This window comes from Sinomonas sp. P47F7 (genome assembly GCF_049332655.1).
In the GTDB taxonomy this organism is placed as follows: domain Bacteria; phylum Actinomycetota; class Actinomycetes; order Actinomycetales; family Micrococcaceae; genus Sinomonas.
In genome coordinates, this window is the sequence record NZ_CP186327.1 from 3871306 (window position 1) to 3894093 (window position 22788).

19 protein-coding genes and 1 pseudogene are annotated in these 22788 nt (G+C 69.4%); 8 read left to right on the forward strand and 12 right to left on the reverse strand.

Annotated elements, in window-relative coordinates:
* Position 1: 1 nt before the first annotated feature.
* The 5 genes from ACOKR1_RS18170 to ACOKR1_RS18190 form a co-directional block, all read right to left on the reverse strand.
* Entirely contained in the window at positions 2–979 is a 978-nt protein-coding gene (locus ACOKR1_RS18170) for a DnaJ C-terminal domain-containing protein (protein WP_422934303.1), read from the reverse strand.
* A 191-nt stretch (positions 980–1170) separates the two neighbouring features.
* Positions 1171–1869 carry a nucleotide exchange factor GrpE gene (locus ACOKR1_RS18175; RefSeq protein WP_422934304.1) on the reverse strand — a complete coding sequence of 233 codons (699 nt, stop codon included), beginning with the start codon at positions 1867–1869 and terminating at the stop codon, positions 1171–1173.
* A gap of 4 nt (positions 1870–1873) precedes the next feature.
* On the reverse strand, positions 1874–3754 hold the full coding sequence (dnaK, locus tag ACOKR1_RS18180) for a molecular chaperone DnaK (protein ID WP_422934305.1): 1881 nt from the start codon (positions 3752–3754) through the stop codon (positions 1874–1876).
* 188 nt (positions 3755–3942) lie between these two features.
* The gene (locus ACOKR1_RS18185) at positions 3943–5385 is read right to left on the reverse strand and encodes an MFS transporter (protein WP_422934306.1); all 1443 of its coding nucleotides are present in this window, start codon (positions 5383–5385) and stop codon (positions 3943–3945) included.
* Between the two features lie 145 nt (positions 5386–5530).
* Complete coding sequence (locus ACOKR1_RS18190) at positions 5531–5938, reverse strand: hypothetical protein (protein WP_422934307.1); 408 nt, start codon at positions 5936–5938, stop codon at positions 5531–5533.
* Between the two features lie 182 nt (positions 5939–6120).
* Between ACOKR1_RS18190 and ACOKR1_RS18195 the strand changes: the two genes are divergently transcribed.
* The 4 genes and pseudogenes from ACOKR1_RS18195 (at position 6121) to pabB (ending at position 10316) form a co-directional block, all read left to right on the forward strand.
* On the forward strand, positions 6121–6942 hold the full coding sequence (locus tag ACOKR1_RS18195) for a methyltransferase domain-containing protein (RefSeq protein ID WP_422934308.1): 822 nt from the start codon (positions 6121–6123) through the stop codon (positions 6940–6942).
* Positions 6943–6993: 51 nt separating this feature from the next.
* Entirely contained in the window at positions 6994–7614 is a 621-nt protein-coding gene (locus ACOKR1_RS18200) for a LysE family transporter (protein WP_422934309.1), read from the forward strand.
* 77 nt (positions 7615–7691) lie between these two features.
* Positions 7692–8225, forward strand: a complete 534-nt coding sequence (locus tag ACOKR1_RS18205) for a low molecular weight protein-tyrosine-phosphatase (protein ID WP_422934310.1) — start codon at positions 7692–7694, stop codon at positions 8223–8225.
* Positions 8222–10316 (forward strand): annotated as a pseudogene (pabB, locus tag ACOKR1_RS18210) (aminodeoxychorismate synthase component I). The gene ACOKR1_RS18205 and the pseudogene pabB overlap by 4 nt, the downstream one beginning before the upstream one ends.
* Before the next feature lie 105 nt (positions 10317–10421).
* Here pabB and cls read toward each other — a convergent pair.
* Positions 10422–11891, reverse strand: coding sequence for a cardiolipin synthase (gene cls, locus ACOKR1_RS18215; protein ID WP_422934311.1), 1470 nt, complete (start codon positions 11889–11891; stop codon positions 10422–10424).
* A gap of 22 nt (positions 11892–11913) precedes the next feature.
* On the opposite strand from cls, the gene ACOKR1_RS18220 reads away from it, so the two are divergent.
* Positions 11914–12828, forward strand: a complete 915-nt coding sequence (locus ACOKR1_RS18220) for an aminodeoxychorismate lyase (protein ID WP_422934312.1) — start codon at positions 11914–11916, stop codon at positions 12826–12828.
* A 37-nt stretch (positions 12829–12865) separates the two neighbouring features.
* Here ACOKR1_RS18220 and aztD read toward each other — a convergent pair whose 3' ends face one another.
* From aztD to aztB, 4 genes are all read right to left on the reverse strand, one after another.
* A complete protein-coding gene (gene aztD, locus ACOKR1_RS18225; protein WP_422934313.1) occupies positions 12866–13924 on the reverse strand; it encodes a zinc metallochaperone AztD in 1059 nt (352 codons plus the stop codon).
* Positions 13925–14058: 134 nt separating this feature from the next.
* The gene (aztC, locus tag ACOKR1_RS18230) at positions 14059–14994 is read right to left on the reverse strand and encodes a zinc ABC transporter substrate-binding protein AztC (protein WP_422934314.1); all 936 of its coding nucleotides are present in this window, start codon (positions 14992–14994) and stop codon (positions 14059–14061) included.
* The gene (locus tag ACOKR1_RS18235) at positions 14991–16241 is read right to left on the reverse strand and encodes an ABC transporter (protein WP_422934315.1); all 1251 of its coding nucleotides are present in this window, start codon (positions 16239–16241) and stop codon (positions 14991–14993) included. The genes aztC and ACOKR1_RS18235 overlap by 4 nt, the downstream gene beginning before the upstream one ends.
* Positions 16238–17098 (reverse strand): zinc ABC transporter permease AztB, encoded by an 861-nt coding sequence (aztB, locus tag ACOKR1_RS18240; protein WP_422934316.1) that lies wholly within the window; start codon positions 17096–17098, stop codon positions 16238–16240. Before aztB ends, ACOKR1_RS18235 begins: the two co-directional genes overlap by 4 nt.
* 47 nt (positions 17099–17145) lie before the next feature.
* Between aztB and ACOKR1_RS18245 the strand changes: the two genes are divergently transcribed.
* The 3 genes from ACOKR1_RS18245 to mmsB all read left to right on the forward strand — a co-directional run bounded on the left by ACOKR1_RS18245 (position 17146) and on the right by mmsB (position 20359).
* A complete protein-coding gene (locus tag ACOKR1_RS18245; RefSeq protein ID WP_422934317.1) occupies positions 17146–17793 on the forward strand; it encodes a metal ABC transporter ATP-binding protein in 648 nt (215 codons plus the stop codon).
* A gap of 132 nt (positions 17794–17925) precedes the next feature.
* Positions 17926–19425, forward strand: a complete 1500-nt coding sequence (locus ACOKR1_RS18250) for a CoA-acylating methylmalonate-semialdehyde dehydrogenase (RefSeq protein ID WP_422934318.1) — start codon at positions 17926–17928, stop codon at positions 19423–19425.
* Between the two features lie 4 nt (positions 19426–19429).
* A complete protein-coding gene (mmsB, locus tag ACOKR1_RS18255; RefSeq protein WP_422934319.1) occupies positions 19430–20359 on the forward strand; it encodes a 3-hydroxyisobutyrate dehydrogenase in 930 nt (309 codons plus the stop codon).
* A gap of 6 nt (positions 20360–20365) precedes the next feature.
* Here the strand turns inward: mmsB and ACOKR1_RS18260 are convergent, their stop codons facing one another.
* Complete coding sequence (locus tag ACOKR1_RS18260; protein ID WP_415856168.1) at positions 20366–20875, reverse strand: MarR family winged helix-turn-helix transcriptional regulator; 510 nt, start codon at positions 20873–20875, stop codon at positions 20366–20368.
* 2 nt (positions 20876–20877) lie between these two features.
* On the reverse strand, positions 20878–22668 hold the full coding sequence (locus ACOKR1_RS18265) for an AMP-binding protein (protein WP_422934320.1): 1791 nt from the start codon (positions 22666–22668) through the stop codon (positions 20878–20880).
* Positions 22669–22788: the final 120 nt, after the last annotated feature.

The following is a 22788-nucleotide window of genomic DNA, read 5'->3' on the forward strand; positions in this document are numbered from 1 at the left end:
CCTACAGCCTCGCTTTGGCGGCGAGCCCCGCGCGGGGGTTGGATTCGGAGTTCTTCGCCGTGGCCGCCGCGAACGCCCGCACGGCGTCCTCGGCTTCCTTCGAGAGGTTCTGCGGGACCACGACGTCGATCGTGACGAGGAGATCGCCCGTGCCCTTGGACGTCTTGACGCCTTGGCCCTTGAGGCGCAGTGTGCGGCCCGAGTTCGAGCCGGCCGGGATCTTCATGCGGACCGCGTGGCCGTCGAGCGTGGGGACCTCGATCTGCGCGCCCAGCGCGGCCTCGTCGAAGCTCACGGGCACGTGGATGCGGATGTTGTCGTCGTCGCGCGTGAAGAATTCGTGGAGCGTCACGTGGACGGTGACGATGAGGTCGCCGGGGCCGGCCGAGCCCGGCCCGCCCTTGCCGCGCACACGGACCTTCTGCCCGTCCCGGATCCCCGCCGGGATGCGCACGTCGATGACGTCGCCGTTCTGCTCGCGGAGGCCCACGGTCGTTCCACGGATCGAGCCCGCGAAGGAGATCGTCGTGGAGGCCTCGCGGTCGGCGCCCTTCTGCGGGGGCGCCTGGAAGCCGCCGCCGGAGCCGAAGCCCCCGAACAGGTCAGCGAATTCGGGCGGGAGGTTGCTCGAGCCGAAGCCGCGGGAATGCCGGCCCGCGCCGCCGCCGAACAGACCGCCGAAGAGGTCCTCGAAGCCGGCTGTGCCCGCGCCTCCGCCGGGGCCGCCTGCTGAGAAGCGCGCGCCGCCCATGGCCCGGATTGCGTCGTACTGCTGCCGCTGCTCGGCGTCGCTCAGGACCGAGTTCGCCTCGGTGATGTCCTTGAACTTCTTCTCGGCCTCGTTGTCCCCGGGGTTCTGGTCCGGGTGGTACTTCCGCGCGAGCTTCCTGTACGCCTTCTTGATGTCGGCGTCAGAGGCATCCTTGGGCACGCCGAGAATGGAGTAGAAGTCCTTCTCCACCCAGTCCTGACTGGCCACAAGGGGCCTCCCTTCGTCCTCACACCATTCTTATCGTTTTGGGTACAGATAAGGACCCGTACTCACCGTTTCGGGTACACATCCTTGCGAGGATCTGTACCCGAAACGCCTCCGGAGCGGATTAGCTGTACCCGAAACGGAGGGGGCGGACGACGGCGGGTGGTCTCCCGCCGTCGTCCGTTCGCCCAGAGCTACGGAACGGCCACGATCACCTGCGCCGCGCGCAGGACGCGCGCCTGGGTCCGGTACCCCGAACGCAGGACCTGAACCACCGTGTCGACCTCGATGCCCGCGCCGGGCTGCTGGATGAGCGCCTCGTGGATGTTCGGGTCGAACTCCACGCCCGTCGCGTCGATGCGCTCGAGGCCGTGGCTCGTGAGGATCCCCTCGAGCTTGGCCGCGATGGACGCGAACGGACCGTCGGCCAGGTCGCCGTGGGCCCGGGCCGCGTCGATGTCGTCGAGCACCGGCAGCAGCGAGGAGAGGACGCCCATGACGGCGACCTCGCCCGCGACCGCACGGTCCCGGTCCACGCGCTTGCGGTAGTTGATGTACTCGGCCTGGAGCCGCTGGAGGTCCACGCGAAGCTCGGCGGCCTCGTTCTGGACGTCCGCCGCCTCGCTCAGGATCCGTTCGGCCTGCGCGAGCACGTCCTCGGCGTCGTGCGCCTCGTCCACGGGGCGGAGCTCCTCGTGCTCGGGGTGCTCCGATCCCGAATCTCCGGACGCCCCGCCCGCGGCGCCGGTCTCGGGCTTCTGCCCTGCCGGCCCCGCGTCGGGCTGCCGCACGTTTCCTGTGCTCGGATCAACCTTGCGGTTGTCCCGAATCACGGGCTTCTGCGGCTCGCCCCGGACCTCGTGCTCTTCCTCGTTGCCGTGGTGGGGAGCCATCGCGTTACTTCTTCTTCTCGTCTTCGTCGATGATCTCGGCGTCGACGATGTCCTCGTCCTTGTGGCCGGCCGAGGCACCGCTCGCGCCGCCTGCCGCGCCCGAAGCCGTGTGCGCGCCGTCGGAGGCCGCGGCACCCTGCTGCGCGTAGATGGCCTCGCCGATCTTGGACTGCGACTTCTGGAGCTTCTCGAACGCGGCCTTCACGGCCTCGTCGTCGGTGCCCTCGAGCGCCTTCTTGAGGGCGTCGACGTCGGCCTGGACCTCGGTCTTGACCTCTTCGGGCAGTTTGTCCTTGTTGTCGGCGATGAGCTTGTCCACGGAGTACGCGAGCTGCTCGGCGGTGTTGCGCGTGTCGGCTGCCTCGCGGCGCTTCTTGTCCTCGGCCGCATGGGCCTCGGCGTCGGCGACCATGCGCTCGATGTCTTCCTTGGACAGCGCGGTGCCGCCCGTGATCGTCATCGACTGCTCCTTGCCGGTGCCCTTGTCCTTCGCGGAGACGTGGACGATCCCGTTCGCATCGAGGTCGAACGTGACCTCGATCTGCGGGATGCCGCGGGGGGCCGGGGCGATGCCGGTCAGCTCGAACGTGCCGAGCGGCTTGTTGTCGCGGGTGAACTCGCGCTCGCCCTGGAACACCTGGATCGAGACGGACGGCTGGTTGTCATCCGCGGTCGTGAACGTCTCCGAGCGCTTGGTCGGGATGGCCGTGTTGCGCTCGATGAGCTTCGTCATGACGCCACCCTTGGTCTCGATGCCGAGCGAAAGCGGGGTCACGTCGATGAGCAGGACATCCTTGCGCTCGCCCTTGAGGACGCCGGCCTGGAGAGCCGCGCCGACGGCGACGACCTCGTCCGGGTTCACGCCCTTGTTCGGCTCCTTGCCGCCCGTGAGCTCCTTCACGAGGTCGGAGACGGCAGGCATGCGGGTCGAGCCGCCCACGAGCACCACGTGGTTGATGTCCGAGACCTTGATGCCGGCCTCGGCGATGACGTCGTGGAACGGCTTCTTGGTGCGGTCCAGGAGGTCCTTCGTGAGGTCCTGGAGCTTCGCGCGGGTGAGCGACTCGTCGAGGTGAACCGGGCCGTCGGGGGTGACGGAGAGGTACTGGAGCGAGATGTTGGTGCTCGTCGAGGACGAGAGCTCCTTCTTGGCCTGCTCCGAGGCCTCGCGGAGGCGCTGGAGGGCGATGCGGTCCTTCGAGAGGTCGATGCCCTTGAGCTTGAGCTGGCCGAGGAGGTACTCGACGATGCGCTGGTCCCAGTCGTCGCCGCCGAGGCGGTTGTCGCCGGCGGTCGCGCGGACCTGGATCGTGGAGAAGCCGTCGTCGTCCTTGCCGACCTCGAGGAGGGACACGTCGAACGTGCCGCCGCCGAGGTCGAAGACGAGGATGAGCTCGTCTTCCTTGCCCTTGTCGAGGCCGTACGCGAGCGCGGCCGCGGTGGGCTCGTTGATGATGCGGAGCACGTTGAGGCCCGCGATCTCGCCGGCCTCCTTCGTGGCCTGGCGCTCGGCGTCGTTGAAGTAGGCCGGGACGGTGACGACCGCGTCGGTGACCTTCTCGCCCAGGTACGACTCGGCGTCGTTCTTGAGCTTCATGAGGATGCGGGCCGAGATCTCCTGCGGCGTGTACTTCTTGTCATCGATGTTGATCGTCCAGTCGGTGCCCATGTGGCGCTTGACGGAGGCGATGGTGCGCTCGATGTTGTTGACGGCCTGGCGCTTCGCAATCTCGCCCACCAGGACCTCGCCGGTCTTGGAGAACGCGACGACGGACGGGGTGGTACGGCCACCCTCGGCGTTCGCGATGACCGTCGGCTCGCCGCCCTCGAGGACGGACACGACGGAGTTGGTGGTGCCCAGGTCGATGCCGACTGCACGGGACATAGTTCCTCCTGCTGATTGGTCTTGCCATGAGAGGCCCACCTGCCGCCGGGCTCACAGTGCTCGCGGTCAAGTTGAGCGATCTGCACTCAAGTCTACGCAGGGGCCCACGCGTGTCAAATTGACCTGAGTCGAGTGCACTCAAGTTTGGCTGGGCGGGGCCTGCGGCGCGGACGACGGCGCCCGGCGGCTCAGCGGCGGCCGCTCACCTCGGTCCCGGCGTGGCGCGGGAGGAGGAGGCTGTCCGCGACGCTCACGAGCATGAGCCCCGCGATCGCGAAGAACGCGACGCGGTACGGCGCCGCGTGGTCCGCCCCCGCGGAGCCGAACGCGATTCCGGCGCGGACCAGGAGCGCCCCGACGGCCACACCGAGCGCGGCGGCGAGCTGCACGAGCGTGTTCGCGATCGCGTTCGCGCTCGGCAGCTCGATCGCGGAGACGTCGGCGTACTGGACGTTCATGTACGCCGAGAACCCGATCGAACGGAACGCGCCCGAGACGAGCAGGAGCGCGGCGATGAGCAGGTCCGGGACCGCCGGCGTGAGCAGCGCGCACCCCGCGAACGTCGCCGCCGAGACCGCCGCCGCGACGACGAGCACGGGCTTGAAGCCGAAGCGCCGGATGAGCGGGGAGGTGGCCGGCTTGATTCCGATGTTGCCCACGAACACCGCGGCGACGAGGAGGCCCGAGTGCACGGGATCCCAGCCGAAGCCGTCCTGGAACAGGAGCGGCAGGAGGAACGGGACGGCCATGATCGTGAGCCGGTAGACGAAGCCGCCGGTCTGGGTCGCGCGGAACGTCCGCACCCCGAGCACGCGGAAGTCGAAAAGCGGTCGCGTGGCACGGCGCATCCACCACACCGCCGCGACGAGCGCCGCGGCACCCACGGCGAGCCCCGCCGTCGCCCATCCCGCGGGACGCCCCTCGCTCAGGAGCTCGAGGCCCACGACGATCGCGGCGACGCCCGCCGTCGTCAGCGCGAGGCCGGGCCAGTCGAGGCGACGGTCGCGGTCCCCTCCCACGCTCGGGACGAGCCGGAGGGCGGCGAGGAAAGCGGCGAGGCCGAGCGGGAGGTTGACGAGGAAGATCCAGTGCCACGAGAGATACTGGGTCAGCGCGCCGCCCACGAGGGGCGCGAGCACGGGCGCGAGGAGCCCGGGCCACACGAGGTACGCGGTCGCCTTCAGGAGCTGGTCCTTGGGGGTGCCGCGCAGCACGACGAGCGAGCCGACCGGCACCATCATCGCGCCGCCGAAGCCCTGGACCGCGCGGAACGCCGTGAGCGCACCGAGGTTGGGGCTCAGCGCGCACAGGAGCGAGGCGAGCGTGAAGACCGCGATCGCGGTGCAGAACACGCGCCGGGGCCCGAAGCGTTCGGCGAGCCACGAGCTGAACGGGATCCCCATCGCGACCGCGACGAGGTAGGCCGTCATGGCGACGTTGACGTCGGCCGGGACCACGCGGAAGTCGGCGCCGATCGCGGGCAGCGCCGTCGAGAGCGCCGTGCCGTCGAGGAACTCCATGAAGTACGTCGCGGCGACGAGCAGCGCGAGCCGCGGGCTCCACGGCGCGGCGGTGCTTTCCGCAGCGGGGGCGGACTGCGGCGAGGGCTCGGCTGGCGCGGGCGGGGTCATCATCTCAGCGTATCGGCGCGGCCGCGCGGCGCGTCGGGGCGTCCGCCTGCCGAACACGTACATAACGGACGAGACCGCAGGGTGTGACCTGCGGTCTCGTCCGTTGAGTCCGGTCTGGCGCGCGCGGGGGCGCCGGGCGTGGGCGTCAGTACGACGGGAAGATGGTGGCCGCCTGCGCGAAGGCCTGCGTGCCGGTCGCCGCCGAGAGAGCGATCGTGCCGACGATGAAGATCGCCGAGACGACCGCCCAGCCGGCCGTGAACCAGCCGAGGATCTTGAGGTCGGCCTTCGAGATGGGTGCCACGTCGTTGCGGACGTCCTGAAGCTGCTGAGAGAGGCGCTCGAGCGGGGTCGGGGCGGCGGCGAGGAGCGCGTTCGAGGCGAAGTCAACCGTCCCGTCATGCAGGACGGCGACCATGCGGCGGTTGCGGCGATCGTGCACGAGGTGGTGGATGTGCGCGCCGTGGCGGGCCAGGAGGATGTCTTCGCCGAGGTGCATCGAGCGCCGGCCGAAGAAGCGGGAGCGGGTGCGGCTCTGGTCCAGGAGGGACATGGGGTGGTGCTCCTTTCGCTGCCCGGGGCCTCGTTGCCCGCAGTGGAATCCGTAGTTTGTCGCAACAAGCCTATGGCGGTATTCTGGGCGGTTTCGCCGAGATACCGGTTTTCGTAGTCAAGCTCACAGGGCCCTGTCGCGCCTATCACCAAGCGTGTACGGCCGGCGCGTAACGTTGTTCCATGGACGGCCAGCAGAGCACTCCCGACGACGTCTACACCCACGGCCACCACGAGAGCGTCGTGCGGGCCCACGCTGCGAGAACGGCCCAGAACTCCGCGGCCTTCGTCCTGCCGCACCTCGCACCGGGCTCCCGTGTGCTCGACGTCGGGTGCGGGCCGGGGAGCATCACGTGCGACTTCGCGGCGCTCACCGCGCCCGGCGAGGTGGTGGGCCTCGACCGCTCCGAGGACATCGTCGCGCAGGCCCGGGCCCTCGCCGAAGAGCGCGGCGTCGAGAACGTGCGGTTCGTGACTGGAAACGTCTATGACCTCGACGTCGAGGACGAGGCGTTCGACGTGGTCCACGCACACCAGGTCCTCCAACACCTCACGGATCCCGTCGCAGCCGTGCGCGAGATGCGCCGCGTCGCGAAGCCGGGCGGCATCATCGCCGTGCGGGACGCCGACTTCCACGGCATGAGCTGGTACCCCGAGATCCCCGAGCTCGACGAGTGGATGGACCTCTACCAGCGCATCGCGCGGCGCAACGGGGCCGAGCCCGACGCCGGGCGGCGGCTCGTGAGCTGGATGCAGGAGGCGGGCTTCACGGACGTGGCCCCGTCGAGCAGCAATTGGCTCTACGCGACGCCCCAGCAGCGCACGTGGCAGGCGCGCGTGTGGAGCGAGCGCGTCCTGCACTCCGCCTTCGCGGACCAGGCCGTCGCGTACGGCTTCGCGGAGCGTGCCGACCTCGAGCGGATCGCGTCCGGCTGGCACCGCTGGGGCTCCTCCGCGGACGGCTGGTTCCTCATCCCCAACGGCGAGGTGATCGGGCGGGCGTGACGGCTCACGGCCTCGACATTCTGTGGTGAGGGGCGGCGTTAATCTGTAACGGTGCCACTTTCCCTCTGGGCCGCGCTTCTCGGCGCATGCCTCCTCATCAGCTTCACCCCCGGCGCGGGCGCCATCAACACGATGAGCAACTCGCTCAACGCGGGCTTCCGCCGAGCGCTCTGGGGCGTGCTCGGCCAGCAGGCCGCCCTCGTGATCCACCTCGCGATCGTCGCGGCCGGACTCGGCGTGCTCGTGGCAAGCTCGCCCGTCGCCTTCAACGTGATCCGGTACCTCGGCGCCGCCTACCTCGCCTACCTCGGGATCCGGCAGTTCATCCGGAAGCCCGACGCCTCCGAGGAGGCCACCGCGGCGCTCGTCAACGAGCCGGCCCGATCGATGTTCCAGCGGGGGCTGTGGGTCAACCTGCTCAACCCCAAGGCGATCGTCTTCTTCCTTGCGTTCATCCCCGGCTTCGTCCAGCCCGGGCTCCCCCTGTGGAGCCAATACCTCGTCATCGGCGCAACGATCGTGGGCGTCGACGTCGCGGTCATGTGGTTCTTCTTCGCGCTCGCGGCCAAGAGCTTCCAGCGCTTCACGCGGGATGAGGGCGGCCAGCGCGTGCTCAACCGCATCTTCGGGGTGCTGTTCGTGGGCGTCGGGGCGCTCCTCGCAGTCATCTAGCGACCTATAGCGGTCGTCAAGCGGTCGAATCCAACCCGGATTCCGGCTCAGCGAGGGCTGGACCCTATGCTTGTGCAATGAACTCGACGGCGAGCCCCTACCGGATCATCACGGTCTGCACCGGGAACATCTGCCGCTCGCCCATGGCCGAGTTCATGCTCGACGACGCCCTGCGCCGCGCGGGCCTCGCTGACCGGGCGGAAGTCGATTCGGCGGGGACCACAAACTACGAGGTCGGACGGCCTCTCGATCCGCGCGCCGCGCGCGTCCTCGACGCCCACGGCGTGCCCGCGCGCCGGCACGTCGCGCGCAAGTTCCGCCCCGAATGGTTCGTGGAGCGAGACCTCATCCTCGCGCTCGACGTGGACCATTACGGTCATCTCCGCGAGCTCGCCCCCGCCGGAACCGAGCACAAGGTGCGCATGCTGCGGGAGTTCGACCCCGCCGTCGCCCATCTGGACCACCTCGACCAGGGCATCGAGGACCCATGGTTCGGCGACCAGAGCGACTTCGAGCTCACGTGGGAGCTCATCGACGCGGCCGTCCCCGGCATCGTCGAGCACGTCCGCGCCGAGCTCTCGCGGCGCCCGCCGGTTTACGCAGGGGCGTGACCCCGACCCGCCCCGCGCGCCCGGCCGTCATAGCGATCGACGGCCGCTCGGGCGCGGGCAAGACCTCGCTCGCCGTCGAGCTCGCGGCGCGGCTCCGCGAGCACCGCTCGGTGACGCTCGTACATCTCGAGGACCTCTACCCGGGCTGGCACGGGCTCGCGGCCGGGATCGAGCGCTGCGCCGCCTCCGTCCTCGGGCCCCTGCGCGAGGGGCGGGCCGCCCGGTGGCGCGCCTGGGACTGGGTGGCCGCCGCCGACGGCGAGGAGCGCACCACCGAGCCGGCCGACGTCGTCGTCCTCGAAGGCGTGGGCGCGGGAGCCGCGCCGCTCCGCGCGCTGTGCGACGCGGTCGTCTGGATCGAGGCACCCGCCGAGGACCGCAAGCGGCGGGCCCTCGAGCGCGACGGCGAGACGTACGCCCCACTGGGAGCGCTGGGCCGCCGAGGAGGACGCGTGGCTCGCGGCCGACGACGTCGCTGCCGCCGCGGCCGTGATCCTCGCCGCGGGCGCGGGGCCGGCTCGGCCCGACGGGGTAGCCGACCGCGTCATCGACGCGCTCGCCGAGCTCCCCGCGCTCCGCGAAGCTCTCGCGCCCGAGCGTGCCGCCCGCGAGTCCGGCACGGTCGTGGCCCGCCGGATCGACGCCGCCCCGCCGCCCGACGAGCTCTTCGCGGTCCTCTACGGCGGCTCGAGCCACGCCGTATGGCTCGACGCGTCCGAGGCCGGGCAGCCAGAATCCGGGGTGCGCAGCCGCTTCAGCGTCATGGTGGACGATCTCGGGGCTCGCGGCCGGCGCATGGCCCACCGAGGCGGAACGACCGAGGTCACGTTCGGCTCCGGGACCGAGCACCCCGCGACGGCACGCTTCGGCCAGCCCTTCTTCCGCTGGCTCGACTCGGCGTGGGGCCGCGCGAGCGTTGACGGCGCCGGTGCCCCGGAGGGCCTCGAGTGCGGGTTCGCGCTCGGCTGGCTGGGCTATCTCGGCTACGAGCTCAAGCGCGAATGCGGGGGGAACGACGTCGACTCCGGCGGGCTGCCCGAGGCCCAGCTCGTCTTTGCGTCCCGCGCCGTGGTCCTCGACCACACCCTCGGCGAGGTCTGGCTCCTGGCCCTCGACGCGCCGGACGCCGCCGCGTGGCTCGACGCGGCGGAGGCCACGGTGACCGCGACGGCCCAGGGCCATCCGGAGGTGCCGGATTCTGCGCCCGCCGAGCCCGCGCCGTCGTTCGCCGCGCGAGACTCCGGCGAGGCGTACCGCGCGAAGGTGCGCGCCGCGAAGGCAGAGATCGCCGAAGGCAACACGTACGAGGTCTGCCTCACCACAACGCTCGAGGCGTTCGTCCCCTCGAGCGGGGGCCGGCCCGGCGTCGACCCGTGGGCCGTCTACCTCGCCCTCCGCCGCCGCAGCCCGGCGCCCTTCGCGGCGTTCGCGCGGCTCGGTCCGCTCGCCGTCGCCAGTTCCTCGCCCGAGCGGTTCCTGGGCCTCGCGGCCGACGGCGCGCTGCGGGCCGAGCCCATCAAGGGAACCCGCCGCCGCTACCCCGACGCCGGGCCCGCCGAGGACGCGCAGGTGCGGGCCGAGCTCGCGGCGAACCCCAAGGACCGCGCCGAGAACCTCATGATCGTGGACCTGCTTCGCAACGACCTGAGCCATTTCGCGGTACCGGGCTCGGTCGCGGTGTCGCGGCTCTTCGCCGTCGAAAGCTACGCGACGGTGCATCAGCTCGTGAGCACGATCGACGCGCAGCTGCGGCCGGGCGCGTCCCGCGCGGAAGCCATCGCCGCGGCATTCCCGCCGGGATCCATGACGGGCGCACCGAAGATCAGCACCATGGACATCCTCGACCGCCTCGAGACCGGTCCGCGCGGCGTGTATTCGGGCGCGATCGGCTACTTCTCGCGAACCGGCGCCGCGGACCTCTCGGTGGTGATCCGGACCCTCGTAGCCGAGGAGTCGGCCGGCGGGACGCGGCTCACGCTCGGTGTCGGGGGCGCCGTCGTCGCCGATTCCGACCCGGACGAGGAGTACGACGAGGTCCGGGCCAAGGCGTTCGGCGTCCTGAGCACGCTCGGCTCTGCGTTCCCGGAGTAAGCGTCCGCTCCTGCCCACTTAGGCCTCTAGGGTCAGCCGGAATCAGGCCGACACGCGGGGCAGATGGCCGGGTTGGTTCTCTAGATGGGCATGAAGGGACGGCCCTCACTGCACCGTCGCCGTGAGGCGCGCGACGTTGTCCACGTAGCGGCTCAGGATCGAGCGGCTCCGCCACGCGTCGAGGTCGAGGGGCAGGCTCACGGCCCGGTAGAGGTCCTCGACCTCGCGCATCTGAGCCACGATCCCCGCGCCCGGCAGCATGAGCGAGACCTCCATGTTGAGCGAGAACGAGCGCATGTCCATGTTCGAGGAGCCCAGGACGGCCACGTCGTCGTCGACCGTGAAGTGCTTCGCGTGGAGCACGAACGGCTTGGGGTACCGGTAGATCTTGACGCCCGCGGCGAGCAGCACCTCGTAGTACGACTGCTGCGCGTGGTGCACCAGGAACTGGTCGCCCTGCTCGGACACGAACAGCTCGACGTCCACGCCGCGCTGGGCCGCGGTCGTGACGGCGTAGAGCAGCGAATCGTCCGGGACGAAGTAGGGGCTGCAGATCGAGAGCCGGTGCTGGGCCGAATAGATGAGCGTGTTGAAGAGGCGCAGGTTGTTCTCGTTGGCGAACGCGGGCCCGCTCGGCACCACCTGGGCGGGCTCGTCACCCGCAGGGGCCGGCGGCTCCATCTGCTCGGAGAGCAGCTGGCCGGTCTCGCCGAGCCAGTCCGTCGCGAAGACGACGTTGAGGGTGGTCACGGCGGGCCCTTCGACGCGCGCCATGAGCTCAACCCACTTGCGCCCCGCGCGGCGATGGCGCGGGTTCCGGTACGAACGCTCGATGAGGTTGAGCGAGCCCGTGAACGCGACTTCGCCGTCGACCACGAGGATCTTGCGGTGGTTCCGGAGGTCCGGCCGGCGCCACTGGCCGAGGAGCGGCAGGAGCGGGAGCATGCGCCGCCACATGATCTTCGACGCGCGGAGCCGCCGGAGCAGGCCGCGGTAGCCGCGGATTCGGGCGGTGCCGATGTGGTCGTACAGGAGGCGGACCTCGACGCCGCGCGCCGCGGCGTCCTCGAAGGCCGTGAAGAGCTCGTCCGTCACCTCGTCCGAACTCATGATGTAGAACTCGGCGTTGACGAACCGCTTCGCCCCGCGGACCGCCTCGGCCATGTCCGCGAGCGAGTTCTCGTAGTCGGGGATGAGGCGCACGGCGTTGCCATCGACCATGGGCAGCGAGCCGAGCCGGCGATTGAGCTCCGCCGCCGAATGGAGCCATTCGGCACCCGCGAGAGCAGGCCCGGCGTCGTCGGTCTCCGCGACGAGCGCGCGAACCCGCACGTCGATGTCCTGCTGCTGCTCGCGCCGCTTCCGGGACAGGCGGAAGTTGCCGAACATGAGGAACAGGAGCAGCCCGACGGTCGGGACGAAGAAGATCGCGAGGAGCCAGGCCATCGCGGTCGTCGGGCGGCGGTTGCCCGGGATGATGCCCACCACCGCGACGCGGATCACGAGGTCGACGACCGCGAGCAGCAACGTCATCCAGTTGGGCAGAACCCATACGAGAGGCAGCTGGAAGACCATGGCCACAGCCTAAGCTGTCCCCATGACCCACCACGTGCTTGTGTTCCTCGACCCTGCCGAGCCCGACGGACGCATCGAGGATGCCAGCAGGCCCACGCTCTTCGCGACGGATCTTGGCGTGTCCCGCGGCGACGGCGTGTTCGAGACGCTTCTCGTGCTCGACGGGCACGTCCGCAAGCTCCCGGCGCACCTCTCGCGGCTCGCCTCGAGCGCGCGCATGCTGCACCTCGACCTGCCGGGGCACGAGGCGTGGGAGCGGGCGATCGTGACGGCGCTCGCGGAATACCAGCGCACGGTGGGCGTGCTGGACGAGGTCGTGGTGCGGCTCGTCGCGACGCGCGGGGTCGAGGGCACGCACACGCCGACGTGCTGGGTCACGGCGTTCGCGCCGGCACCGTCGGCTAAGCGGCAGCGCGAGCACGGGATCGATGTGCTCCTCCTGGACCGCGGCTACGACTCCGACCTCGCCGAGCGCGCGCCGTGGCTCCTCCTCGGCGCGAAGACGCTCAGCTACGCCGTCAACATGGCCGCGCTGCGCTACGCCCACGATCGCGGCGCCGACGACGTCATCTTCACCTCCTCCGATGGCAAGGTCCTCGAGGGCCCCACCTCGACCGTTCTGGTCGCCCATGCGGAAACGGACGACGGCGGGCGAGTCACCGCGAAGCGTCTGGTCACCCCGCAGCTCGACTCCGGGATCCTGCCCGGCACGTCGCAGGGCGCGCTGTTCGGCGCGGCCAAGGCCGCCGGCTGGGAGCTCGGCTACGGCCCGCTCGAGCCGGACGACCTCTTCCACGCCGACGCGGTGTGGCTCATTTCCTCGGTGCGGCTGCTCACGCCCGTGAACCACATCGATGGGAAGCCGATCGGCGCCGAGCCCGAACTCGTCAAGGCGCTCACGGACGAGCTCGCGGGGCTCTTCGACCGCATCGCCTAACGCCGCACCCCGGAGATCAGGCCACCCGACGCCGAGGTCAGCCCTGGGCCACGGTGATTTCGTTCGGTGGCACGGATAGCTTCACCGACCCGAGCGCGGCGCCGGTCGTGAGGTCGATAGCGCGCACCGTGCTCGTGGCGGGTTCGGTGATGTAGCCCGTGGTGCCTTTCACGGCGATGGCGGGGTGCGGGTCCTGCCATTTCGCGGGTCCCTCCCATGGCGCAATGACCGGGTATTTCTTGACGATTTCTCCCGAGGCAGGATCGAGAACGTGGATGGAACCGTCGGTGGAGAGAATGTAGGCGAGGCCATCGGAGCCTCGGGCGATATCGCGCCACGTGTACCGGATGTCATTCGGCAGATTCACCACCCTGTAGGTGCGCTTCGCGGTGTCGATGAGAGTGACGGCGTTCAGCAGATAGCCTTCGGCATCCGGATTGTTCTTGTAGTCGCCGACGATGATGGGGCTTGTTTCCGAGACGAAGGCGTTGCCCATTCGACCGTAGGCGTCCGGGGCGGTGAATTTCTCGAACGTGCCATGATGATAGAGCAATGCGCCGTCTTCGCAGCCGAAGATGACAGCTTCGTCAGCTGCCGCCCCCTCACCATGAATTCCCCGGCACTGACTGTTCTCGGAGACCTTTTCCCACGTTTCGCCGTTCCGGCGGAGGGCGGCGGCGCCAGTGCGTCCGGTCTTGTCCCCGACTGTGGTGAGGAGGGTGCCGTCGTTGAGTCGGATGGAGACGCCGTGGTGCGGCGCCGCTCCTGTGTAAGTCTCCGCCTTGGGGAGCTTGCCTTCGCTGTTTAGTAGTGCGTCCGAGCTGAAGATCGTGGTGGTGCCGGTCCCGTCGTCGAAGAGGACGGTGTAGTCGGCGTGACGTACGACGTGGCCAGCGGTGGTGGCCTTGAACACGGAGTCAGTGAGGGCGGGTTTCGCGGTGTCGAGGACTTGGAATCCCTTCGACGTCGTGACGAGGACGTTCCGTCCGTCGCCGACGTCGTTGACGCGGGTGAAGTCCTCGGTCGGGAAGGTTTCGACGACCTTGAGCGTCTTGCCATCCAGCACCGCGATGCCGCTCTTGTAGGTGATGGCCACACGTCCGGTTGTCTCCGCCGTCGCCGAAGCGGAGGCCGCAGAGCTTCCTGACGCCGCGCTGGCGCACGAGCTCAGGGCGAGCGCTGCTGCGGCGGTGGCTGCGGCGCTCGCAACTCGGGCGGATCGTGATCTCTTCATGGTGTTCCTCTCTGGTGGGTGGTCTCTTTGGTGAGTGCGGTGGCGATTCGGTCGGTGTTGGTGCGCATCATCGCGAGATAGGTCTCGGCGGCCTCGCCGGGTTCAGAGAGGGACTCCGTGTAGAGGGCGACGACGTCGACGGCCACCCCCGCCTCTCGGGCCAGAACTTGGACGAGCCGGTCCGGTTGCGAGGATTCGGCGAAGATCGCCGGCACGCCGGCCTGTTTGATCGCTTCGGCCAAGGCATTCAGGTCTGCCGCGCTGGGAGCGGCGAGAGTGGTGCCACCAGGGATTACAGCGCCAATCACCCTGAACGCGAAACGATCGGCGAGATAGCCGAAAACATGATGGTTGGTGACGAGTGCACGCCGGGCGGAAGGTATCGCGGCAAAAGACTCCCCCATGTCACGGTCGAGGTGTTCGAGGCTGTCGCGATACCCGGCTACGCGCTCCGCGAGGGCACTCGGATTGATGCCGTGGACGCCGGAAAGCATTCCCTCCAAGGCGTTGACCACGTCGATCATTCGCGCTGGGTCGGTCCAGAAATGCGGGTCGGGCGTTCCGGCGGCGTCACCGGACGAATAGGGAAGCGGCGTCAGGTGGTCTCCGGCGGCAAATACTTTCCCGCCTGCTTTGGTCACACGGCTCAGATGTTGTTCGAGGCCTTCTTCGAGGCCAAGTCCGTTGGCGACGATGAGGTCGGCCTGGCTCATCCGCGCGGCCTGCTGCGCGGAGATCTCAAACGAATGAGGATCTGCATTTGGTTTCATGAGCGTCATCACTTCGGCGTCGTCGCCCACCATCATTTGCACGACGTCTCCGAGGATGTTGGTGGTGACAACAATGTGGGCCTTGTCAGCCCCGCGGGTTGGGGCGCAGCCCGACAGAACCGCCGCGGACACCACAAGCGTGAGGGCCAGCAGACGCCTCATCGACCCGTCTCCGCGATGAACACCGGCTGCACCGACGGTGTAAGTGTTCGAGCGATTCGAGCCCTGTCGGCGAAGTCGATTTCGTAGACCAAACCATCGGTCGGAGCGTTGAGGTAGGCCCGTTGTGCATCGACCGTCAAGCTCACGGAATCGAGCGATGATGAGGTCAATGTGGTTTTCGGCAGCAGCGGTTCGGTCACGCCGGCCTCTTGGCCGGTCTTCGCGATATAGACGTGCACTCGGCCTTCGTCATCGAGCGTGACGATGTGCCCTTGCTCGTCGTCGACGGCGCTAGCGCGCACCATGGGGATCGGGGTCGGCAACCATGTCCAGGAGCGCTGGCGCGTACTCAGCAGCCACACACCCGAGGGCCCGCCCATCCCCGCCACCGTCGGGCGTCCCTTGCGTGCATCGAACTTCACGGCCGCCATGGCTGACGCCGCATCCGGGTACGGCACTTTCTCGAGCGCCGGTGCGTCCCCTTGCCCAGTGATCAGCACGGCGCCGTCGGCGCAGCCCACCACTGCGCCGATGCGCGTCACGATGCTGCCCTGACCGTCGGAGCAATCGGCCTGCGCGCCCTCCAGCGGTTTCCCCTCAGCGGTGTAGTACTGCAATGCCGCGGGCTTTCCCTCGGCATCCGGGGTTGTCACGATTGCGCCGTCGCCAACTGGGACAACGAGCCCCCTGTGGGGCGGCAGCTTGATCCGAAACCTCTCCCTGATTTCGCCCCGGGAGAGAGAGGCGTTGTCGAGGAGCACGGCCTCTCCCGATTCAGGGAAGAACAGGCCGGTGCCACCGGCGGTGGAGAGCGTGCTGGTCGAGACGGCTGGTGCGCCGCCACCGACGACGGTTCCGAGCAGCGCAGGCGTGGACCGGTAGTAGTGGAAATGATCCCCGTGGTCCCACGTCCATACGCCGCTGTCGACGATTTCGACCCCCTTCGACGTCGTGGCGAACACATAACGACCATCGCTCACGGTCGATGACGGGGGCGCGACCGTGCCGAGCTTGGTCTCACTGTTCCCCAGCAGATCGAGCATCCCGACGTTGCCCGTGCCGTCGACGGCGACGAGGTGCAGCTGCGGTTCGGCCACTTCCGATGCACCGGTAACCGCTCCATGTCCGCTGCCAGACGGCGTGGTCGAGCTCGGGGGGACGTAGCCGGACGGAGCGGCGTTCGAGCACGCCGACAAGGCGAAGAGCAGCAGCACCGGGAGCGCGGCGACAATACGGCGAGGATTCATGATTGCTTTTCCCTCTTGCGGTCGGTCAACGGTTGAGATCGGGTGCGGTCCCACATTCGGTGTGCGACCGCGGAGGAGAACGCGAGGAGGATGGCCGATGCGGCGATCGAGGCGCCCGTTGCGGTGCTCGCGTACCAGGAGACGAGCAGACCGAGAACAACGGCGGCACCCCCGAATCCGACGGCGGCGCACATTCGGAAAGGGATGCGGGTGGTCCACGGACTCGCAGCGACCGATGGTGCGAGCAGCAGGCCAACCACGAGCAGTGATCCCACGGCCTTGTACGAGGCCACGACCGCGAGCGTGACCAGCCCCACCTGCAGCAGTTTCGCGAGCTGCGGTCGGAGCCCGAGAGCCTGCGCAATCCGCGCGTCGAACGCTACGGCGACGAACGGCCGGTGGAAGGCGACGGCCACCGCGATCGTCAGCGCGGCCGTCACCCCGAGCACCAGAATCTCGCTCACTCCGATGGCCAGAATGTCTCCGAACAGCATCACCGTGGCGTCCGTTGCGAAAGTGCGCGAGTGCGAGACGACGATGACGCCAAGCGAGAGCATTCCGACGAACAGAAGGCCGATGCTCGTGTCGTACGAGAGCCGACCGCGACGCTGGAGCAGCCCGATCAATCCGCTCATGACGACCGCGCTGAGCGCGCCGCCCACCAAGACGGGCAGGCCGAGCACGGTTGCGACGGCGACGCCGGGCAACATGCCGTGGCCGATGGCTTCTCCGAAGAAGGCCATCCCGCGGATCACCACCCACGTGCCCACAACTCCGCAGATCAGTGCGGCGAGCAATCCGCCAGCCAGTGCGGGCGCGAGAAAGTCAGCGATGGGTGGATCGGCGAGCGAGGGCATGATCGAGAGTCTAAGATTAATGAGAATCATTATCAAAATGAGGGAACATGAGCATGAGCACCCTGCAACCAGCGATCCAAGCAACCGGCCTCTCCTTCGCCTTCGGCGGCACCAAAGTGCTCGAGGAGGTCAGCCTTGATGTCCCGTGGGGCACCGTGACGGCAATGACGGGCCCGAACGGCGCAGGAAAGTCCACGCTCGTGGAGCTGCTCGCAGGCGTCCTCAGCCCCCAGGACGGAGTCATCGAACGGGCCGCAGATGTCGCACTCGTCGTGCAGCGGCCCGCGGCGCCCGAAACGCTCTGCGTCACCGTCCGCGACGTGGTCACGATGGGCACGTGGGGTGACCGGCGGCATGGCCGCGGTCCGCGCTCCGCACGCGAACGCGCCCGAATCGCAGGCCTTGCCATCGCCCGGGTGGAGATGGGCGGCCTTGAACGGCGCCCATTCTCCGCCCTCTCCGGAGGCCAGCGCCAACGGGCGCTGCTCGCCCAGGGACTCGCCCGTTCCGCCGAAATCCTCATTCTCGACGAACCCGCCGCCGGGCTTGATACCGAAAGCCAGGGCCGCACCCGCAGAATCCTCGCCGAGGAAGCAGCACGGGGCATCGCAGTTCTGTGCGTCACCCATGATCATGCCGACATCGCGGCAGCTGACCGCGTCACTCGGCTAGACAGAGGCACCATCGTCTCCTGACAGCCTCACCTCCGAGACAGACCGCACCACAGCGGCACCTGCTCTGGAAATTAGTTGGAAGTCCGAGTATCTTCGAAGCTAGATCCCGAAGAGACGTGGATCACAACCAGGGCCGCAAAGGAGCGCTCCGCCATGGTGTATGAACTTTCCCACTACGTGGGCGGGCAGAGGGTCGACGGGACATCCGGCCGCTTCGGCGACATCTACGATCCCTGCGCTGGCGAGGTCCAGGGCCGAGTCCCGTTCGCGAGCGTCGACGAGGTCAGCGGCGCGATCTCGGCTGCCGAGAAGGGCCAAGCCGAATGGGCAGCCCTCAACCCCCAACGGCGCGCGAGGATCCTGCTCAAGTTTGTCGACCTCGTCAACGAGCACCTCGACGAGATCGCCGCGCTGCTCTCGCGGGAGCATGGCAAGACGCTCGCCGACGCGCGGAGCGACGTGCAGCGCGGCATCGAGGTCATCGAATTCTCGGCGGGGGCGCCCCACCTTCTCAAGGGCGAATTCTCCACTGGCGTGGGCCAGGGCATCGACGTCCACTCGCTGCGCCAGCCGCTTGGCGTCGTCGCCGGCATCTCGCCGTTCAACTTCCCCGCCATGATCCCGCTGTGGCAGTGCGGGCCGGCCCTTGCGGCGGGCAACGCGTTCATCCTCAAGCCGTCCGAGCGCGATCCCTCGGTGCCGCTTCGCCTCGCCGAGCTGTTCACCGAGGCGGGCATGCCCGACGGCGTGTTCAGCGTGGTCAACGGCGACAAGGTGGCCGTGGACGCTCTCCTGACGGATCCGCGGGTCAAGGCGATCGGTTTCGTCGGCTCGACCCCGATCGCACAGTACATCTACGCAACCGCCGCGGCGCATGGCAAGCGCGCGCAATGCTTCGGCGGGGCGAAGAACCACATGGTGATCATGCCGGACGCCGATCTGGACATGGCCGCGGATGCGCTCATCGGGGCCGCGTATGGCTCGGCCGGCGAGCGCTGCATGGCCATCTCCGTCGCGGTCCCCGTCGGCGAGGAGACGGGAGACCGCCTCATCGCCGCCCTCGAGCACCGCATCAAGGGCCTCACGGTCGGCGCAAGCCTCGAGCCGGGCTCCGATTTCGGGCCGGTCGTCTCGGCGGCGGCGAAGGAGCGGATCGAGGGCTACATCGCGGCCGGCGTCGAGGAGGGCGCCTCGCTCGTCACGGACGGGCGCGGCGCGAAGGTCGAGGGCTACGAGGCCGGCTTCTGGGTGGGTCCCACCCTGTTCGACCGCGTGACCCCGGAGATGAGCATCTACCGCGACGAGATCTTCGGTCCCGTGCTGAGCGTGGTCCGCGCCGAGGACTACGAGGAGGCGCTGCGGCTGTGCAGCGAGAATCCTTACGGCAACGGCGTGGCGATCTTCACGCGCGACGGCGATTCGGCGCGCGACTTCGCGAGCCGCGTCGAGGTCGGCATGGTGGGCATCAACGTGCCGATCCCCGTGCCGATCGCGTACTACACGTTCGGCGGCTGGAAGGCCTCCGGCTTCGGCGACCTCAACCAGCACGGCCCCGACGCGTTCCGCTTCTACACCAAGACCAAGACGGTCACGAGCCGCTGGCCTTCGGGGATCCGCCAGGGCGCGCACTTCATCATGCCGGAAGGGAGCTAGTCGCATGACGGATCAGGAGGTCTCGACCGGTCGGATCGCGTTCCTCGGCCTCGGGCACATGGGCGGGCCGATGGCCGCGAACCTCGTCAGGGCGGGCCACGAGGTGGTCGGCTACGACCCGTTCCCGGCGGCCGCGGACGCCGCGCGCGCGCACGGCGTCAAGGTCGCGGGCTCGGCCGAGGAGGCCGCGGAGGGCGCCGCCGTCATCCTCACGATGCTCCAGGCCGGCCAGCAGGTCCTCGACCTGTACCGCGGGAAGGACGGCCAGCCCGGCCTCCTCGCGGGTGCGGCCCCTGCCACGCTGTTCCTCGACTGCTCGACGATCAACGTGAGCGAGGCCCGCGAGGCCGCCGCCGTGGCCACGGCGGCAGGCCACCGCTTCGTCGACGCCCCGGTCTCGGGCGGCGTCGTCGGGGCGGAGGCCGCGACGCTCACGTTCATGGTCGGCGGCGACGACGCGGACTTCGCGGCCATCCACCCCGTGCTGGAGCTCATGGGGAAGCGGATCGTGCACTGCGGCGGCCACGGGGCCGGCCAGGCCGCCAAGGTCTGCAACAACATGATCCTCGGGGTCTCGATGATCGCGGTGAGCGAGGCCTTCGTGCTCGGCGAGCACCTGGGCCTCAAGGACGAGGTGCTCTTCGACGTCGCAGCCCACGCGTCCGGCCAGTGCTGGGCGCTCACCACGAACTGCCCCGTGCCCGGCCCCGTGCCCGCGAGCCCGGCGAACCGCGACTACCAGCCCGGATTCTCCGGTGCGCTCATGGCGAAAGACCTCAGGCTCGCGCTCCAGGCGGTCGAGAGCACGGGCGTGGCCGCGCAGATGGGCCCGCTCGCGTCGAAGATCTACGACGAATTCGCGGCCGGCGGCGGCGCCGTCCGCGACTTCTCGGGAATCATCACCGACATCCGCGAACGCTCGGGCGGAAAGTAAGCCGGCCTACGGGTCGACGAAGTCCCCCGCCCTCCGGCGGAAGCCGCCGAGCACGCTGATCAGCTGCTCGACGTCGTCGTCCGTGAAGCCCGAGCGGGCGAAGACCTCGGTGTTGAGCGCCGCCGTCGCCCGTTCGACAAGCCCGCGCCCCTCGCGGGTGAGCCCGATGAGCGTCGTGCGCCCGTCCGTGGGGTGCGGCGAGCGCGCCACGAGCCCGGCCTGCTCGAGGCGGTCGACGGCGTTCGTCACCGACGTCGGGTGGACCTGCAGGAGGGCGCTGGCCCGGCTCATGGGCAGCGAGCCGCCGCGCGCGAAGCTCAGGAGCGCGAGCAGCTCGTAGCGGGCGAACGTGAGCCCGAACGGCTTGAGCACATCCTCGATCCGGGCCAGCAGGATCTGCTGCGTCCGCATGATCGCCGTGATCGCGGCCATCGGCGCGGCGACGTTCCCCCACCCGTGCCGCTCCCAGTTGCGCCGGGCGTCGGCGATGGGGTCGCGCGGAAGAGGGGTGGCCACGGCTAGTCCTTGAGGCCGGGGAAATCGGCCTCGGAGTACTCGACCCCCGCGCCCTGTGGCACGCCGGCGCCCGAGCGGCGCGCCTCCTCGCCGTGCCGCAGCTCGACGCGCCGGATCTTCCCGGAGATGGTCTTGGGCAGCTCGCTGAACTCGAGGCGCCGGATCCGCTTGAACGGAGCGAGGTGGGCGCGCGCGTAAGCCAGGATCTCCTCGGCGAGCGCGGGGGTCGGCTCGTAGCCCACGGCGAGCACCACGAACGCCTTCGGCACCGAGAGCTTGACGGGATCGGGCGAGGGCACCACCGCCGCCTCCGCGACGGCCGGATGCTCGATGAGCACGCTCTCGAGCTCGAACGGCGAGAGCCGGTAGTCGGACGACTTGAACACGTCGTCGCCCCGACCCACGTACGTGATGACCCCTCCGGTGCCGCGGCTCGCCATGTCGCCCGTGTGGTAGTAGCCGCCGCGGAACGCCTCCGCCGTGCGCTCGGGGTCGCCGTGATACCCGGCCATGAGCCCGACGGGGCGCGGATCGAGGCGGAGGCACAGCTCGCCCTCGTCCCCCTCCTCGCCTGTCGCGGGGTCCACGAGGACGACGTCGTAGCCCGGCAGCGGCCGTCCCATCGCACCGGCGGTGACGGGCAGGCCGGGCGTGTTCGCGACCTGCACGGTGGTCTCGGTCTGCCCGAAACCGTCGCGGATCGTGACGCCCCACCCACGCTGCACCTGGCCGATGACCTCGGCGTTGAGCGGCTCCCCCGCCGAGACGGCCCTGAGCGGCGGCGCGGCGAGCCGCGTGAGGTCGGACTGGATGAGCATGCGCCACACGGTGGGCGGCGCGCAGAAGCTCGTGACGCCTTCGCGGCCCATGTTGTCCATGAGCGCGGCCGCGTCGAACCGCTCGTAGTTGTAGATGAACACGGTCGCCTCGGCGATCCACGGCGCGAAGACGTTCGACCACGCGTGCTTCGCCCACCCCGGCGAGGCGACGTTGAGGTGCACGTCCCCCGGCTCGAGGCCGATCCAGTACATCGTCGACAGGTGGCCCACCGGGTACGAGACGTGGGTGTGCTCGACGAGCTTGGGCTTCGACGTCGTGCCGGACGTGAAGTAGAGCAGGAGCGTGTCGTCGGCGCGCGTCGGGGCGTCGGGCGCGAAGTCTGCGCTCGCTTGGCGGGACTCGGCATAGTCGAGCACAGCGCGGCCCGAACGGACGACGCCGCCCTGCCGCCCGCCGTCGTCCGCCTCCCCTGAGCTCGCCTCGCCCACCCCGGCTTCCTCACCCACCCCTCCCACCCTTAAGAGCGTGTAGTCGCCCTCGACGTCGTCGAACTTGGCGAGGTGCGCCGCCCCGACGGCCGCCCAGTGCGCGGCGCCGCGCTCCACGCGGTCCGCCAGGTCCCGGGGGCCCATGAGCGTGGTGGTGGGGATCATGACGGCGCCGAGCCGGATGCAGGCGAGGATGAGCTCCCACAGCTCGACCTGGTTGCCGAGCATGATGATCACGTGGTCGCCCGGCCGCACGCCCTGGTCTCGGAGCCAGGACGCGACCTGGCGCGAGCGCTCGGCAAGCTCGGCGAACGAGCGGCGCGTCGAGGTGCCGTCCTGCTCGACGATGACGAGTGCGGGCTGCTCGCCGCGCTCGGGGTCCGCCGCTAGAGCGTCGAACCAGTCGGACGCGAAGTTGAACTCCTCGAAGCGTGGCCACTCGAACTCGAGGCGCGCCAGTTCGTAGTCCCCGCGAAGGGCCAGGAGCCTGTCGCGCGCTGCCCGGAAGTCATCGGTGACGGTCATGGTGCGCCTTTCGCGTTACGCGGACCGGGCCGCCCTCGCCCGGTTGACGCAGTTTAGTGATCCACGTCACCGTGAAATATACTAGGACGTCCAAGGGTTCGGAAGCCTCCCCGCACGGCC

Bases quoted from the DNA above. Each gene is read 5' to 3' on its own strand.
- ACOKR1_RS18175 (WP_422934304.1), bottom strand. From the start codon at position 1,869: ATGGCTCCCCACCACGGCAACGAGGAAGAGCACGAGGTCCGGGGCGAG.
- dnaK (WP_422934305.1), bottom strand. From the start codon at position 3,754: ATGTCCCGTGCAGTCGGCATCGACCTGGGCACCACCAACTCCGTCGTG.
- ACOKR1_RS18185 (WP_422934306.1), bottom strand. From the start codon at position 5,385: ATGACCCCGCCCGCGCCAGCCGAGCCCTCGCCGCAGTCCGCCCCCGCT.
- ACOKR1_RS18190 (WP_422934307.1), bottom strand. From the start codon at position 5,938: ATGTCCCTCCTGGACCAGAGCCGCACCCGCTCCCGCTTCTTCGGCCGG.
- ACOKR1_RS18195 (WP_422934308.1), top strand. From the start codon at position 6,121: ATGGACGGCCAGCAGAGCACTCCCGACGACGTCTACACCCACGGCCAC.
- ACOKR1_RS18205 (WP_422934310.1), top strand. From the start codon at position 7,692: ATGAACTCGACGGCGAGCCCCTACCGGATCATCACGGTCTGCACCGGG.
- cls (WP_422934311.1), bottom strand. From the start codon at position 11,891: ATGGTCTTCCAGCTGCCTCTCGTATGGGTTCTGCCCAACTGGATGACG.
- ACOKR1_RS18220 (WP_422934312.1), top strand. From the start codon at position 11,914: ATGACCCACCACGTGCTTGTGTTCCTCGACCCTGCCGAGCCCGACGGA.
- aztC (WP_422934314.1), bottom strand. From the start codon at position 14,994: ATGAGGCGTCTGCTGGCCCTCACGCTTGTGGTGTCCGCGGCGGTTCTG.
- ACOKR1_RS18235 (WP_422934315.1), bottom strand. From the start codon at position 16,241: ATGAATCCTCGCCGTATTGTCGCCGCGCTCCCGGTGCTGCTGCTCTTC.
- aztB (WP_422934316.1), bottom strand. From the start codon at position 17,098: ATGCCCTCGCTCGCCGATCCACCCATCGCTGACTTTCTCGCGCCCGCA.
- ACOKR1_RS18245 (WP_422934317.1), top strand. From the start codon at position 17,146: ATGAGCATGAGCACCCTGCAACCAGCGATCCAAGCAACCGGCCTCTCC.
- ACOKR1_RS18250 (WP_422934318.1), top strand. From the start codon at position 17,926: ATGGTGTATGAACTTTCCCACTACGTGGGCGGGCAGAGGGTCGACGGG.
- mmsB (WP_422934319.1), top strand. From the start codon at position 19,430: ATGACGGATCAGGAGGTCTCGACCGGTCGGATCGCGTTCCTCGGCCTC.
- ACOKR1_RS18265 (WP_422934320.1), bottom strand. From the start codon at position 22,668: ATGACCGTCACCGATGACTTCCGGGCAGCGCGCGACAGGCTCCTGGCC.